This is a genomic window from Sporosarcina sp. Y838 (genome assembly GCF_056786515.1).
Genome location: NZ_JBXCJD010000009.1, coordinates 17,110 through 31,774, shown reverse-complemented (window position 1 = coordinate 31,774; position 14,665 = coordinate 17,110). Strand labels below are relative to the sequence as shown.

16 protein-coding genes are annotated in these 14,665 nt (G+C 43.9%); 7 read left to right on the top strand and 9 right to left on the bottom strand.

What is annotated here, in order from left to right:
• The first annotated feature begins 198 nt into the window (after positions 1-198).
• Positions 199-1,557 carry a sodium-dependent transporter gene (locus tag AC1TO4_RS12865; RefSeq protein WP_482105656.1) on the top strand — a complete coding sequence of 453 codons (1,359 nt, stop codon included), beginning with the start codon at positions 199-201 and terminating at the stop codon, positions 1,555-1,557.
• Positions 1,558-1,649: 92 nt separating this feature from the next.
• Here AC1TO4_RS12865 and AC1TO4_RS12860 read toward each other — a convergent pair whose 3' ends face one another.
• From AC1TO4_RS12860 to AC1TO4_RS12850, 3 genes are all read right to left on the bottom strand, one after another.
• Positions 1,650-2,741 carry an alpha-hydroxy-acid oxidizing protein gene (locus AC1TO4_RS12860; RefSeq protein ID WP_482105655.1) on the bottom strand — a complete coding sequence of 364 codons (1,092 nt, stop codon included), beginning with the start codon at positions 2,739-2,741 and terminating at the stop codon, positions 1,650-1,652.
• An 82-nt stretch (positions 2,742-2,823) separates the two neighbouring features.
• Entirely contained in the window at positions 2,824-3,237 is a 414-nt protein-coding gene (locus AC1TO4_RS12855) for a VOC family protein (protein ID WP_482105654.1), read from the bottom strand.
• A 70-nt stretch (positions 3,238-3,307) separates the two neighbouring features.
• Entirely contained in the window at positions 3,308-4,270 is a 963-nt protein-coding gene (locus tag AC1TO4_RS12850) for a 2-hydroxyacid dehydrogenase (protein ID WP_482105653.1), read from the bottom strand.
• A 131-nt stretch (positions 4,271-4,401) separates the two neighbouring features.
• Between AC1TO4_RS12850 and AC1TO4_RS12845 the strand changes: the two genes are divergently transcribed.
• The 5 genes from AC1TO4_RS12845 to AC1TO4_RS12825 all read left to right on the top strand — a co-directional run bounded on the left by AC1TO4_RS12845 (position 4,402) and on the right by AC1TO4_RS12825 (position 9,898).
• The gene (locus tag AC1TO4_RS12845; protein WP_482105697.1) at positions 4,402-6,012 is read left to right on the top strand and encodes an ATP-binding protein; all 1,611 of its coding nucleotides are present in this window, start codon (positions 4,402-4,404) and stop codon (positions 6,010-6,012) included.
• Positions 5,996-6,688, top strand: coding sequence for a response regulator (locus tag AC1TO4_RS12840; RefSeq protein WP_482101230.1), 693 nt, complete (start codon positions 5,996-5,998; stop codon positions 6,686-6,688). The genes AC1TO4_RS12845 and AC1TO4_RS12840 overlap by 17 nt, the downstream gene beginning before the upstream one ends.
• A 140-nt stretch (positions 6,689-6,828) precedes the next feature.
• Complete coding sequence (locus AC1TO4_RS12835; protein WP_482105652.1) at positions 6,829-7,848, top strand: Bug family tripartite tricarboxylate transporter substrate binding protein; 1,020 nt, start codon at positions 6,829-6,831, stop codon at positions 7,846-7,848.
• Between the two features lie 55 nt (positions 7,849-7,903).
• Positions 7,904-8,353, top strand: a complete 450-nt coding sequence (locus AC1TO4_RS12830) for a tripartite tricarboxylate transporter TctB family protein (RefSeq protein ID WP_482105651.1) — start codon at positions 7,904-7,906, stop codon at positions 8,351-8,353.
• Positions 8,354-8,371: 18 nt separating this feature from the next.
• On the top strand, positions 8,372-9,898 hold the full coding sequence (locus AC1TO4_RS12825; RefSeq protein ID WP_482105650.1) for a tripartite tricarboxylate transporter permease: 1,527 nt from the start codon (positions 8,372-8,374) through the stop codon (positions 9,896-9,898).
• A 119-nt stretch (positions 9,899-10,017) separates the two neighbouring features.
• Here AC1TO4_RS12825 and moaA read toward each other — a convergent pair whose 3' ends face one another.
• Genes moaA through AC1TO4_RS12795 form a run of 6 tightly spaced genes read right to left on the bottom strand, consistent with a single transcriptional unit; the run spans position 10,018 to position 14,030 of the window.
• Positions 10,018-11,028, bottom strand: coding sequence for a GTP 3',8-cyclase MoaA (gene moaA / locus AC1TO4_RS12820; protein ID WP_482105649.1), 1,011 nt, complete (start codon positions 11,026-11,028; stop codon positions 10,018-10,020).
• 4 nt (positions 11,029-11,032) lie between these two features.
• Positions 11,033-11,605 (bottom strand): molybdenum cofactor guanylyltransferase, encoded by a 573-nt coding sequence (mobA, locus tag AC1TO4_RS12815; protein ID WP_482105648.1) that lies wholly within the window; start codon positions 11,603-11,605, stop codon positions 11,033-11,035.
• The gene (gene moaD, locus AC1TO4_RS12810; RefSeq protein WP_482105647.1) at positions 11,602-11,835 is read right to left on the bottom strand and encodes a molybdopterin converting factor subunit 1; all 234 of its coding nucleotides are present in this window, start codon (positions 11,833-11,835) and stop codon (positions 11,602-11,604) included. The genes mobA and moaD overlap by 4 nt, the downstream gene beginning before the upstream one ends.
• 2 nt (positions 11,836-11,837) lie before the next feature.
• Positions 11,838-12,278 carry a molybdenum cofactor biosynthesis protein MoaE gene (locus AC1TO4_RS12805; RefSeq protein WP_482101237.1) on the bottom strand — a complete coding sequence of 147 codons (441 nt, stop codon included), beginning with the start codon at positions 12,276-12,278 and terminating at the stop codon, positions 11,838-11,840.
• A complete protein-coding gene (gene mobB, locus AC1TO4_RS12800; protein WP_482105696.1) occupies positions 12,265-12,777 on the bottom strand; it encodes a molybdopterin-guanine dinucleotide biosynthesis protein B in 513 nt (170 codons plus the stop codon). Before mobB ends, AC1TO4_RS12805 begins: the two co-directional genes overlap by 14 nt.
• Complete coding sequence (locus AC1TO4_RS12795; protein WP_482105646.1) at positions 12,774-14,030, bottom strand: molybdopterin molybdotransferase MoeA; 1,257 nt, start codon at positions 14,028-14,030, stop codon at positions 12,774-12,776. The genes mobB and AC1TO4_RS12795 overlap by 4 nt, the downstream gene beginning before the upstream one ends.
• Before the next feature lie 61 nt (positions 14,031-14,091).
• Between AC1TO4_RS12795 and moaC the strand changes: the two genes are divergently transcribed.
• A complete protein-coding gene (gene moaC / locus AC1TO4_RS12790) occupies positions 14,092-14,583 on the top strand; it encodes a cyclic pyranopterin monophosphate synthase MoaC (RefSeq protein ID WP_482105645.1) in 492 nt (163 codons plus the stop codon).
• Positions 14,584-14,665: the final 82 nt, after the last annotated feature.

Here is a 14,665-nt window from a genome sequence, read left to right as displayed (position 1 = left end):
CTGTTTAGTCGAATTTGTAGCGTCTGACAGATATAATGAAGGCAAGTAGTTTTCAAAAAGGTAGGAAAGGGCGATGCTTTTAAAATGAAGTGATTTCAGCCTTTATAAGCATTTCTTGAATAATCTTATGCAACTTTAATCGAAACATGATAATGTAAGACCTTCATGATAAAGTAAAGAATTGAAAGGATTGACCATATGCCTCAACAAGAACATTGGAAATCAAAAATAGGATTTATATTAGCAGCTGCCGGTTCCGCTATCGGCTTAGGTGCCATTTGGAAATTCCCTTATGTAGCCGGAACAGGCGGAGGCGGTGCATTTCTTCTAATCTTTTTGTTATTCATACTTTTATTAGGCTTCCCTCTGTTAGTCGGGGAATTTATTCTCGGGCGTAAAAGCCAAAGCGATGCCATTACGACCTATAAAAAGTTTGCCCCCCAATCAGGTTGGCATATAACTGGAATTATCGGTGTTGTAACCTGTTTTTTAGTGTTGTCATTTTACAGTGTTATTGGAGGATGGATTATCCTCTACTTATTTAAAGCGCTAACCGGTGAACTTGCAGGACTTTCGCCAGATCAATTTGGACCATTGTTCGACGATATTATTTCGGAGCCTATCTCTACATTGACAGGTCAACTGATATTCATAGTGTTGACAATTGTTGTCGTAGCCAAAGGTGTTCAAAAAGGCATAGAGAAGACAAGTAAATTCATGATGCCCACACTTCTTATTTTATTTGTCATCATCGTTATCCGATCTCTCAGCTTAGACGGTGCTATGGAAGGTGTTAGGTTCCTTCTAGTTCCCGATTTCTCAAAACTGACCTCAGAATCGATTTTATTCGCTTTGGGACAGGCCTTCTTCACGCTCTCTTTAGGTGTATCGGTCATGGTTACATATGCTTCTTACCTTCCTAAAACACAAAATCTGCCGAGCTCTGCGATTTCAATCATCTCAATGAATATCGCCGTTGTTCTGTTAGCAGGCCTTGCTATTTTTCCGGGCGTATTTTCATTCGGAATGCAACCAGATGCTGGACCGACATTGATCTTTTCAGTCTTACCAGCAGTGTTCAATCAAATGCCCTTTGGTATGTTATTTTTCATTGCGTTCTTGATTTTGTTCCTATTCGCAGCTTTAACTTCAGCTTTTTCAATGATAGAAATTATCGTTGCGACGTTAACAAAAAACAATCCTTCTAAACGTAAGAAATTCACTTGGATTATTGGGATAGCTATTTTCATCGTTGGTATTCCATCTTCTTTATCGTACGGAGTAATGAGCGATGTGAAATTTTTCGATAAAACGGTATTTGACTTAGTTGACTTTACAGCGAGCAACATATTGATGCCCCTTGGTGCATTACTGATTTCCATCTTCATTCCATTAAAGATATCTAAAACGGAATTATTTGACGAAATGAAGCAAGGTTCGAAAGTTGGGAAGATCTTTTTCAACATTTGGTTCTACCTTTTAAAATATCTTACTCCCGTCGCAATCATTATTGTTTTCCTAGATGCACTGGGCGTCTTTAAATTGTTTGCAAACTAGTGAGAGTGATTGGTTGGGTGACGTACTAAACTAGAAGCCTAAAATTGAAAACGGAAGGTCCCCAACCAAGGACCTTCCGTTTTTTTTACATTTCATCTTCTAACTAGAATTGACTTATCCAATTCACGAATGGTTTTCGCACCTGTAAGTGCCAGCGACACATCAAGTTCATTTAGAAGTTGGGCGACTACACGCTCAACCCCTACTTCCCCCTCATCTGCCAATCCATAAATATACGGTCGGCCAAGCAACACAGCGTCCGCACCAAGGGCCAACGCTTTCAATACGTCCGTCCCACGCCGAATTCCGCTGTCCAGCAAGACAGGAATACGCCCTTTTATTACGTCACTGATATCTTTGAGGGCGTCCAATGAGGCGATGCAATGATCCAGCTGGCGACCTCCATGATTGGATACGATAATCCCGTCAACCCCATAATCCATTGCAAGCTGCGCATCCGCGGGATGTAAAATACCTTTTAGCAAAATAGGCAGCGTAGTAAAACGCCGGATTTCCCGCAAGTCTTCCCAATTCAAACTCGGGCGGTCGATAATTTCAATTTGTTTTACATATGCCGCTTCCCTATCTTCATCCGGGGACATGTCCAGCAGTTTGCAAAACGCCGGGTCCGTTATGTAATTTCCACTTCCATTCCCTTCACTGAGCGGGGAGTAGGCATTTACATGATCTGCCTCTCGGAAGCCAAGCATCGGGGTGTCCACTGTTATGACAATTGCCGAGTAACCATATGCTTCTGCACGTTTGACAAGACTTTCCGTCACGCTTTCTTCAAGCGAACAATAGAGCTGAAACCAGCGTGGTCCATCTCCCATTTCATTCGCAATTTCTTCCATCGAATATGAAGACACACTGCTCACAATATAAGGTATGCCCATGCCAGCGGCCGCCCTTGCTGAAGCAAGTTCACCTTCCGGGTGGGCAATTTTCTGCACACCAATCGGTGCAAGTAGTAAAGGGGATTGCATCTTCTGCCCAAATAGTGAAATTGAAAAATCGCGTTCCGATACATCTCGCAACACACGGGGACGGATTTGCCACTTATTAAAGGCTTCTCTATTTGCCTTCATTGTCGCTTCTTCCCCTGCGCCTCTAGCAATATAGTCGAAAGCCTCTTTCCTTAACTTCTCCCTGGCCTTCACTTCCAAACCACTTTCGTCCTTCAAATCCTATTCCACTCCTTCCATTTTGACAATAAAAAACGGAAGGGGCTTTTTTCAGAAACCTTCCGTTTTACTACTTTAAAAGTCAGCTGTCTTTCTCAAAGTTCAAATCCCACGTAAAACCAAATTTATCCTTCACTTTTCCGTACTTCGCGCCCCAGAACATATCTTGCAGTTCCATGAGCACTTTTCCTTCTTCACGGAGACCGTTATATAGACGATTCGCCTCTTCCTCACTTTCACAGTCGATGAGCAGTGTTACGTCTTGTTTGCCGCTTTCAACCGGCTTGTCCACAGAATCGGCAAGCATGATTTGAAAATCACCTTGTTTCAAATGGCAATGAAGGAGGTAATCCGCCGCTTCTGGTGGATGCGGGAAATTAGCGTCTGAGTATTTCTGTATTTTGACTTGCTCAAGCCCCAATACGTTTGTATATAATTCAGCCGCTTCTTTTCCTTCTCCATAGAACGTTAAATAAGGTATAGCTGCACCTTTCATATTGCTTTTTCCCTCCTTTAATTGAAATATACTTTAAATTAATTCGACACAGTTGTAACCGAATCCTTCATCAAACAATTCGATTTTCCGGGTCTCGCCCTTCAAGTACAGCAGTAATCGCCTGTGCGTTCAGGTTCATCATTGCAAGACGTGTCTTAATGCTGGCGCTACCGATGTGCGGAAGGACCGTAACATTCGGAAGTGTCAGAAGCGGATTATCGAGCGGGACGGGTTCGGTTTTGAATACGTCAAGCCCTGCCGCCCAGATTGTGCCCTCTTGCAGCGCATCAAATAAAGCTATCTCATCGACAATTCCGCCTCGTGAGACATTTATGAGAACTGCTGTATTTTTCATAAGCTTTAGCTCTCTCGCATTGATTAGACCCACCGTTTCAGGAGTAAGAGGCGTAAGGATGACAACGAAGTCTGCTTCTGCCAACAGTTCATCCAGCTCCATGAATTCGAAACCGTGCTCCGCTTCCGCTTCAAGTTTCCGATTGCGATTATTGTATAGGACACGCATATCGAATCCCTTCGCCCGTCGCGCAACAGCTTCACCAATCCGCCCCATGCCAATAATGCCAAGCGTCGCTCCGCCGACATCCATGCCTGTATAGCCCATTGGAGACCAAGACGTCCAATTGCCTTTACGAACAGCATTTTCCGCTTCCATCATACGTCGCGCTGTCGCAAGAAGGAGTCCGAATGTAAGATCCGCCGTCGTTTCCGTTAACACTCCTGGCGTATTCGTAACGATAATACCTTTTTCTTTCGCTGCCTCAATATCAATATTGTTGTAACCGACCGCCATATTTGAAACGATTTTCAAGTTCGGAGCCGCTGCAAATACTTCCTGATTAATGGAATCCGCTGTAACACTCCAAAGTGCAACGGCTTCCGCAACTTCTTTCAATAATATTTCACGCGGAACCTTCTCACTTTCCGATTCCCACATTCTTACATCGAAATTCTCCTGGAGCGGTGCTACCACTCGGTCTTCCAGCTTTCTGGTAATAAAGATTCTTGGTTTCATTCGGATCCCCCTATTCCCATAATTGACAATAGTGTAGCATATAAAGAGTGGCATTTGATCAGCAACTAGCTTCAAACAGATTGGTAGCTGCACTTAGAAATGTATTACTTCAAGATTCGGAGTTGAATATCATGTTACCTACTTCCTTACAGTCACGTATTTTTTCATATGGCGCATTGTTTGTTTCCGTAATTGCAATTATTATCGGCGTTTCCTTCTTCTTCACGATGTCGCAAGGTATTGAGCAACAGATTGGAGACCGGGCCTTGAGTATAGCCAGGACAACAGCGGATCGACCCGATGTTCGAGCAGCATTTGAACAGGCTAATCCAACGGACGCATTGCAACCCATTGCAGAAGCGGTGCGACTCAAAACGGAAGCTGAATATGTCGTAATTGGAAACAGCGAAAGCATCCGGTACGCTCATCCTGTTGCTGAAAGAATTGGACAAAAAATGGTCGGTGATGATAATGAACGCGCACTCCTTTTAGGTGAATCCTATATTTCTGAGGCGACCGGAACTCTTGGGGCTGCTCTGCGCGGGAAAAGCCCAGTATTTAACGAGGATGGTGAGATCACTGGGATTGTCTCCGTCGGTTTCTTAAGAGAGGATATTTCTTCGATCTTTTTTCAGTATGTAGATAACATATTCTACATCGTACTAATCGCAATTATCCTTGGTATCCTTGGTTCAAGCGTTCTGGCCCGCAATATAAAAAAAGAACTCTTCAATTTAGAACCCGCGGAAATAGCAAATTTGTTCACTGAACGGAATGCACTTATCGAGTCCGTGCGCGAAGGAATTATTATGGTAGACGCCAAAGGTATCATCACAACGGTGAATATGGCCGCTTATGATACGCTTTCGCTGCACAATCAGGCTGAACTAATCGGTCGAGCAGTTCAGGATGTTCTTCCAAACACTCTCCTTCCAAAGGTTCTTGAAACAGGAGAAAGGCATCTCGATCAACCGATGGAAATCCACGGAAAAAAGGTGATTGTAAACCGCAATCCGATTCTCATCGGTAAACAAATCGTCGGTGCAGTCTCAACTTTCCGATTACAATCGGACATCGACCAACTTACAATGGAATTATCACAAGTGAAACGCTATACAGAAGCACTTCGGGCACAAACGCATGAATACACAAATTTCCTGTATACCATTTCAGGACTTATTCAACTCAATTCATATGACGAGGCGCTAAGCCTGATCCACGATGAGACAGCCGAACACCAATCACTTATCCAGTTCGTAACAAAACGTTTACAAGACCCATTCCTCGGTGGAATCGTCATCGGTTTCTTCAATCGGGCAAAAGAATTGAAAGTTCGCTTCCTTCTTGACGAAGACAGTTTCTTAAAAAGTCTCCCAAAACACTTGGAAAAAAATCATTTCGTTTCGATCATTGGAAACTTGGTTACAAACGCCTTCGAAGCAACGGAATCTTGTCCTGAAGAGAAGCGGATGGTCCGCATCTTCATCTTGGATAACGGGGAAGAAATCTTAATTGAAGTGGAAGATTCAGGACTTGGGATAGCCGATGAAGTGTTGGATGTACTTTTTCAGGAAAAGGTATCTACAAAAGATCGGGAAGACCGCGGATACGGATTGGTGAAAGTAGAAGAAAATGTGAAGAATCTCGGTGGTTCCGTTACGCTTGAAAAAGGTGATTTAGGCGGAGCATTGTTCATCATTTCTATCCCGAAAGGAGGATTTCCGTATGTCGAAACTGATTGAAGTCTTAATTATTGAAGACGATATACGAATTGCAGACATCCACAAACGGTTCATTGAGAAAATAGAAGGCTTCACAATCGTAGGTTCCGCGCATACCGGCGACGAAGCGAAAGATTGGATTACAGCACTATTGCCAGATTTAGTATTACTGGACGTCTATTTGCCCGACACTCTTGGAACAGAGCTAATGGGATTCATCCATGAAAATAGCCCCGAAACGGATATCATTTTTATAACCGCATCGGCAGAAATCGAAATTGTGAAAAAGGCATTCCGCCATGGGGTGATAGACTACATTTTAAAACCTCTCACATTCGATCGTTTTAAAGAGAGCCTGCTTTCTTACAAAGAAAAGAGGAAAACACTTGCAGGTGAAGGGCTTATGCGAGAGGACTCCATCAAATCCCTTTGGAATAAAACAACATCCGTAGCATCGAATACAGAAATCATTCCGCCAAAAGGAATCGATCCCATAACGAAAGAAAAAGTAGTGAATCATATTAAAAGTATGGAAGGCGGTATTACTGCAGAAACACTTGGCTTGGAAATCGGCGTGAGCCGTTCGACCGCTAGACGTTATTTGGAATACCTCGTTACGGAAAAAAGGGCATATACAGAACTTATATACGGTTCTGTCGGGCGCCCGGAAAGAAGATACTTTATCAAAAAACCGTGAACAGAATGAACAGTATGACGTTTAACTTCATTATCGAACTTATAAACGTTAACTTTTAGTTATATAAATATTCTGATAGATTGGTGATAGCGAATGAAAGCGCTATCACCAATTTTAATTTAAAGGGGGATTTTTAGAGGATGGGAAAAAAATTAATAACAGTTGCCTTGGCAAGTATATTGGCACTCAGCCTAGCTGCATGTTCTTCGGGAGAATCTGAAGGGAAAGTTGAAAGCGCTACATCTAAGTATCCGGAAAGTAATATAACAATTGTCGCTCCATCCGGTGCAGGCGGTGGATGGGACTTAACTGCCAGAGCAATTTCAAAAACGATGAGCGAAACCAAGCTAATCGATAAGTCCATAGTAGTTGAAAACAAACCAGGCGGCGGCGGTGTTGTTTATATGGCGGAATTCGCAACTAAAGAAGCGAAAAATGATCACGTTCTTCTTGTAAAATCTCCACCAATTTTGATCAATAACAATAAAGCTGAAGGTAACAGTCCTTACGGCTATAAAGATACAACGCCTTTGGCACAGCTGACACGTGACTATGGAGCAATCGTCGTCAAGGCAGACTCAGAGTTTAAATCGTTGAAAGATGTGTTGGAAGCTATCAAAAAAGATCCAAAATCGGTTACACTTGCCGGCGGATCCGCTCCTGGATCGATGGATCATCTTGTCGGTATTTTACCAGCATTTGAATATGGAATTAATCCAAAAACAGTGAAATATGTATCATACGATGGCGGCGGAGAGGCTGTCGCAGCGTTACTAGGCGGAAATGCAGACGTTATCGCTACTGATGCCTCAACGATAGGCGCGTATATGAAATCCGGTGATGTCCGTGTCCTTGCTGTCAGTTCCTCAGAACGTCTTAGCGGTGAATTAACTGAAGTTCCTACTTTTAAAGAAGAAGGGATTGACGCCGAATTCACAATTTGGCGCGGCATTTTCGGTCCAAAAGAAATGTCTGCAACAGCTACTGATTATTGGTCTAAAAAACTAGCTGAGATGGTGGAAACAGATGAATGGAAAGAGGAACTCGAGAAGAATGGTTGGGAAAGTGAATACCGAAATGCTGATGACTTCACGACTTATTTGGAAGAACAGGACAAAGTTATAGTGGAATTGTTAACAGCACTCGGAATGCAAAAATAACATTATTCGGGCGGCTTCAGCAGCCGCCTTTTCTTTTAAGGAGGTGTCAAAGACTATGAGTAAAACATTCGATCGATACAGCAGCATCGCTTTTTTACTGATTGGCCTTTTATTTGTAATCGAAAGCCAGAGAATTTCGGACAGTGCGTATGGTTCATCAGTTGGACCTAAAATTTTTCCAATGTGGCTTGGCGTTATTCTAATTCTTTTAAGTCTCCGATTGCTATACGAAACATTTAAACACAAAACCGAAAAGACAGCTGGAATGAAGCTTCAATACAAGAAATTCCTTATTATCATTGTAAGCGCGGTTTTGTATGCATTTCTATTGGAAAAGGTCGGATACGTCATCTCAACGTTCTTGTTTTTACTTATTTCTTTCCAAACAATGGAACGTGGCCGATTACTCCCCTCCTTCATCATTGCAGCGGCATTTTCATTTGGAATTTATTATTTGTTCGCAAAACTTCTTGGTGGGTCATTGCCAGGATTTCCTGTATTTTAGCGTGAAGGGAGTTAAACTATGAGCACCTTACAGTTTTTAGCCGATGGTTTCAGTGTAGCTTTTCAATGGCATAATCTATTATTCGCATTCGTCGGGGTCATAATCGGTACGGCAGTCGGGGTGTTACCCGGCATCGGACCGATGAGCGGAGTCGCCCTCCTCATCCCCGTTACAGCAACAATTACTTCAGGAATGCCGACTGAGGCCGCGGCTGCCAGTTCAATTATTTTACTGGCCGGCGTCTATTACGGAGCAATGTATGGGGGTTCCACGACATCAATTTTATTGAACACCCCCGGTGAATCTTCGTCTGTCGTCACGACGCTCGACGGTTATCAAATGGCTAGGCAAGGACGTGCCGGTGCAGCTCTGGCTATCTCAGCAATCGGCTCATTTTGCGCCGGAATCATTTCGCTGATTGGCCTTGTACTACTTGCCCAACCGCTTTCCAACGTCGCCATCAAGTTCGGCCCTGCAGAATACTTTTCCTTAATGCTATTGGGTTTGGCTGCGGTAAGCGGACTCGCCGGAAAGTCGATGACGAAAGCGTTAATGATGACCGTTTTTGGTCTTATGCTCGGAACAATCGGCATTGACGCAGTTTCAGGAATTGCCCGCTTTACATACAATCAACCGATTCTCTTTTCAGGATTGGAATTCTTAACAATTGCTGTCGGATTGTTTGCGCTCGGCGAAGTATTCAAGACGGTATTGGAGCGTGATGAAGAGGACGGAGCGATTGCAAAAATTAACCGCATCCTTCCGACCAAACAAGATATGAAAGACAGCGCTGTTCCTATTGTACGCGGTTCTCTACTCGGTTTTTTCATCGGAGTACTTCCAGGTGCCGGTGCAACACTCGCATCTTTCTTCTCCTATATAACGGAGAAGAAGTTCAGTAAAAATCCCGAGAGTTTCGGGAAAGGTAACATTGCTGGAGTAGCCGGTCCAGAATCAGCAAATAATGCAGCTTCCGGCGGTGCAATGATTCCTTTACTAACATTAGGAATCCCGGGTTCCGGCACTACAGCTATATTAATGGGTGCACTAATTATGTATAATATTCAGCCAGGTCCTCTTCTCTTTGACGAGCACCCGGATATCGCATGGGGACTCATTGCAAGTATGTTTATCGGCAACTTGATGCTGTTGGTACTGAATATGCCACTCGTTCGTGTGTTTGCAAAAGTCATTCAAACACCTAAGAAATATTTATTACCAATCATCATTGCAATCTCATTTTTCGGAGTATACGCCGTACAGTATACGACATTCGATTTATACTTGTTGCTTGGTTGTGGTATAGCTGGTTATTTACTATCGAAAAATGATTATCCGGTAGCTCCACTAGTTTTAGCGCTTGTTCTGGGACCGATGATTGAAAATAATATGCGACGGGCACTCACCATTTCAAACGGTGAATTCAGCATCTTCTTCACAAAGCCGCTATCACTTATTTTCATCATTGTAGCTGCATTATGGCTTGTCATTCCAATGTTATTGAAACTCAAAGGACGGTCAGTTGTTGTGGAAGATGAAGGGTAATAAAGAACTTAAATTTCAAAAGCGGATTACCTTGGAGATAAGGTAACCCGCTTTTACTTTTTAATGGAGGAAGCAACGTTTCTAGTGTACTAAACAACGCCCGACACATATTGTCCTTCTCACCCACCTATATAACTCATCCCGATTTTCTTCCGGTTTTTCGCTGTTTGTTCAGTGCGTTCATCCGAATAACGATCGCCGCGACGTTCCCACACTCTTGTGATGGCATCGAGCAATTCTGCATCTGTCATTCCACTGCGGATCAATTCCCTTACATCGAATCCTTCCGACGCAAACAAACACGTATACAATTTTCCGTCCGATGACAGCCTAGAACGTGTGCATGTAGAACAAAACGACTCCGAAACAGAAGTTATGAAACCGACTTGCGCCCCATTATCCAAGTATCTATACCTCTTCGCAACTTCACCATAATAATCCTCTTCCGCCGGTTCAATATCGTGGATGGCAGAAATCATGTCATAAATCTCTTTTTTCGTGACGACCTTTTCGAAGCTCCATCCATTATCATTGCCGACGTCCATGAATTCGATGAATCGCAGCGTAATACCCCGCTCTTTAAAATAAGCGGCCATTGGTAGGATTTCGCCTTCATTGACGCCTTTTTGAACAACCATATTCACTTTGATTTCAAAGCCAATCTTTTGCGCATAATCAATATTCGAAAGGATTAGTTCCGGTTTAAACCCTCGACCATTCAGTTTCCCAAAAACATCTGAGTCAAGTGCGTCGAGGCTCATGTTCAACCTTCGAAGACCAGCTTCATAAAGGGGCTGGGCGTATTGTTTGAGCAACACGCCGTTCGTCGTTAACCCGATATCCTCAATCCCTTTGATTTTCATCAGTTTTTCAACCAATTTCGGCAGATCACGTCGCATAAGCGGTTCGCCACCTGTCAAGCGAAGCTTTTTCACGCCAAGTGAAGCAAACAATCTCGCGAGTCGCTCAATTTCTTCAAAGGAAAGAAGTTCGTTTTTCGGAAGAAACACATAATCATCACCAAAAACTTCTTTCGGCATACAGTAGGCACATCTGAAATTACATCGATCAGTCACGGATATCCGAAGATCCCGAATCGGTCGTCCGAGCTTATCTAGAATCGCTTCCAAAACTTCATCCCCTTTCCAGGGCTTCCGGTGTATTCACATTTGTAAACATTCGCTTTTCATCGTCGGTCAATACACTTCCATTTATCCACATAACATCGCTATGAGTCAGTAACTTCATAACACTCAGTTGACCGTTTTCCAAAGACTTCTTCACTGCCCGTTTTAATTGCTTATCCCAAATGGATACAAGCGGGTGATACCGTCCATCCGAAACAACCCCAGTAACCCCTTTGTCGTGGTGTTCCACCAACTTTAACATGACCTGGCTATCTATACACGGCATATCGCACGGCAACACCGCATAGCGGTCCGCTTCCACGGATTCCATCACGGACAGGATCCCTGCAAGCGGACCGAGTCCTGCATACTCAGGTTGATCGATAATAACTTCAACGTCTACCGGAAAACGCTCTAAAAGATTCTGTTGCGTCACGACAATGACCTCGTCACAGATTGTCTCCAGAGCATCCTTCGCTCTTTCATAAAAATACTGCTCTCCCAGTTTGGCGAACGCTTTCGGAGAACCGAAGCGCCTTGATTGTCCACCTGCAAGGACGATGCCAACCGTCTTCGTCATCCCCCGCTCACCGGTGGAATGAATGCACATATATCGCCCGACTGGATAACATCTTCTTTTAAGGCATACTCCTCATTCACTGCAACATGTACCGTATCTTTTCCAAAACCTGGATACGCTGTTTCCGCCCAGTCCAGCAGCTCGCGGACAGTCATTGATTCACGATTGATTGTTTCTTCAGGCTTGCCAGTAAGTTCACGCAACCTCGCAAAATAACTCACTTTGATCATATCTACTCAATCCCCTTTTCCGGATATTTCTTCTGACCACCAATCCATTCTTCCCCGTCTTCCCAGATTTCCTTTTTCCAGATGGGTACGACTTCCTTGATGCGTTCAATCGCATATTCATTCGCTTCATAGGCCGCTTTACGATGCGGTGAAGACACCGCAATGACGACAGCAATATCCGAAATATGCATCTCCCCAATCCTATGGGCGATTGCCGCTTTCACGCCAGGCCATTTCGCTTCCATTTCCGCCCCGATTTCCGCCAGTTTTTTTTCCGCCATCGGAACGTACGCCTCGTATGACAAATATAATGTACGGACTCCGTGTGTCCATTCCCGCACATGCCCTGTGAACACAGTGACAGCTCCAGCACCGGCATGGAGAACGTAATCGGAGTACTTTTGCGGTTCAATCGGTGTTTCAACAATTTCAAACGGTTTCATCACAATCCTCCTTTTCAATCCAGTTAAGTAACCACGAATCGAGCTGTTCAACATCCAGCGCGGATTCAATATGCGAACTATCTACTGTAATTTCTGGACACCCGATAACAAGCTGAATACCATCCAATTCGCTTAACGACGCCCAATCCAAAGCATCTCTAAGAAGGACTACTTTCTCTCCTTGTTCATTCTTATACCCTTCGATGAGTAAAATATCCGGTTTGTTGATTGCGGCCAGCATCTTAAGTTCGGTGAATTCAGGCTCTTCATTCAACAGTATTTGAACCGCACCCCCACCTGCAACAACTGAAACGTCTGCTCCACTCCCAAAAAACTGCATCGTATCTGTCGATGGATTTGGCATGGCAGGCTGTCCACCGTGGCCATGATGCTTTAATACGGCGACTGAAAAGCCATTGTTTTTCAATAAACAAATCCATCTCGATGTAAGTGTCGTTTTTCCGCTATTTTTATAACCAACAACTTGGAGTGTCTTCATAATACCCACTCACCAACCCCTTGTTCAGATCCTAGCAACAAAATATCAACTTGAGTTCCCGCTGTGTAACCGCGCGTCCCGCTTGAAAGTACGATTAAGCAATTCCCCCGGGCAATCGATGATACCGCATTGGATTTATTAAAACCTGCGGGTACTGCAACTAAACCTTCCGTCGTCATTTCCCAGAATGCACGAATGAAGCGGGTAAAAGGGTTTGGCTTTGCGAAATCTTCTCCTAATTTCGCTTGCATGCGCGGCATATAAGGCGTGTTGGCACCTTGCATACCAAGAATGGCGGGTCTAGCGAACAATTCAAATCCTGTGAAACAAGCGGACGGATTTCCCGATAGACCGAATAATAGCTTTTCACCAAGAACGGCTACCGTCGTTACACTTCCCGGACGCATCGCAACTTTGTTAAATAAAACCCTAGCTCCCAATCGTTCGTAGATTGCGGGTAAATAATCATAATCACCAACAGAAACACCGCCTGTCGTAATTAATAAATCAGTTTCAATGAGCGCTTTTTCAACGATTTCAGTGCACGCATCTAGATCATCTTCTTGCATGCCATATGATTTGTAGCTAATTCCCATACGTGTAAGTTGTGCTGCAATCATCGGTCCGTTCGAGTTACGAATTTTCCCCGGTACAAGTTCACCGGAAACTTCCAGCAGCTCCGTGCCTGTCGACAGTATGCCCACGTTGGGACGTTTCGCGACTTTGACTTCTGCATAACCGAACGTTGCCAGAAGTGCTATCGTACCCGGATGGATGAACGCTCCCGCTTCCACAAGACGCTCACCTTTCTTGGAGTCCTCGCCTTTAAAGGAAACATTTTCGTCTCGGCTGAATGGTTTTCGTATGGTGAAACTATCCTGTCCTTCAATCGTTTGTTCCAACATAATAACAGCATCTGCGTTATCCGGAATCGGAGCACCTGTCATGATTCTATACGCTTCTCCGCGACCGATTCCCCGAGCCGCTACATGCCCTGCGCCTATTTCACCTATCACTGTGAACTTGATGCGATTCTCTCCCGATGCACCCACCGTATCCGAAGCACGGACCGCAAATCCATCATACGGTGATCTATTGAATGAGGGTACATCGTGTTTTGCAATAACCGGTTCGGCTAGTATTCTTCCATATGTATGCTCAAGCGGAATCATCTCTGTTTTTGTTACGTGTTTGTTCTCCATGACAAGTGCGATAGCTTCCGATACTTGAATCGGCTTTCTCATTTCCACCATATATTTCCCTCCCCTTCTGCTATACTAATTTTATTATGTATTCTCGAAAGGAATGACTCCATTGTCAGAGCTCACACATTTCAACGAACAAGGACGTGCAAAGATGGTTGATGTTTCTTATAAAGTAGAAACCACAAGGACAGCTATCGCCAAATCATCCATCATTGTTAATGAAAAAATCCACTCCCAAATCTCTGAAGGTACAAACAAAAAAGGCGATGTTTTCGCTGTCGCTCAAGTCGCGGCAATCATGGCAGCAAAAAGTACTTCTTCCATCATTCCTATGTGTCACCCAATCCCTTTGACCGGTGTTAATATCCAGTTTGAGTGGAACATCGATGAAGTAGCCGCTCATTATGAAGTACTCATCGAAGCTGAAGTAAAGACAAAAGGCGTAACCGGTGTTGAAATGGAAGCACTGACTGCTGCCTCCGCTGCTGCACTCACTATTTACGACATGTGCAAAGCGGCCGGCAAAGAAATGGTCATTGGCCCGACAATGCTTTTGCGTAAAACTGGCGGAAAAAATGGCGATTATGAAAGACAATTGTAATTAGCTCTAAGGCTCACTTCAGGTGAGCTTTTTTATTGTCAGTCGAACTAATTTCATAATTGTTCATTTTGATTGAAGACTC

Coding starts and splice junctions, on each gene's coding strand:
- AC1TO4_RS12865 (WP_482105656.1), top strand. CDS start 199: ATGCCTCAACAAGAACATTGGAAATCAAAAATAGGATTTATATTAGCA.
- AC1TO4_RS12855 (WP_482105654.1), bottom strand. CDS start 3,237: ATGAAAGGTGCAGCTATACCTTATTTAACGTTCTATGGAGAAGGAAAA.
- AC1TO4_RS12850 (WP_482105653.1), bottom strand. CDS start 4,270: ATGAAACCAAGAATCTTTATTACCAGAAAGCTGGAAGACCGAGTGGTA.
- AC1TO4_RS12845 (WP_482105697.1), top strand. CDS start 4,402: ATGTTACCTACTTCCTTACAGTCACGTATTTTTTCATATGGCGCATTG.
- AC1TO4_RS12840 (WP_482101230.1), top strand. CDS start 5,996: ATGTCGAAACTGATTGAAGTCTTAATTATTGAAGACGATATACGAATT.
- AC1TO4_RS12835 (WP_482105652.1), top strand. CDS start 6,829: ATGGGAAAAAAATTAATAACAGTTGCCTTGGCAAGTATATTGGCACTC.
- AC1TO4_RS12830 (WP_482105651.1), top strand. CDS start 7,904: ATGAGTAAAACATTCGATCGATACAGCAGCATCGCTTTTTTACTGATT.
- AC1TO4_RS12825 (WP_482105650.1), top strand. CDS start 8,372: ATGAGCACCTTACAGTTTTTAGCCGATGGTTTCAGTGTAGCTTTTCAA.
- mobA (WP_482105648.1), bottom strand. CDS start 11,605: ATGACGAAGACGGTTGGCATCGTCCTTGCAGGTGGACAATCAAGGCGC.
- moaD (WP_482105647.1), bottom strand. CDS start 11,835: ATGATCAAAGTGAGTTATTTTGCGAGGTTGCGTGAACTTACTGGCAAG.
- AC1TO4_RS12805 (WP_482101237.1), bottom strand. CDS start 12,278: ATGAAACCGTTTGAAATTGTTGAAACACCGATTGAACCGCAAAAGTAC.
- mobB (WP_482105696.1), bottom strand. CDS start 12,777: ATGAAGACACTCCAAGTTGTTGGTTATAAAAATAGCGGAAAAACGACA.
- AC1TO4_RS12795 (WP_482105646.1), bottom strand. CDS start 14,030: ATGGTGGAAATGAGAAAGCCGATTCAAGTATCGGAAGCTATCGCACTT.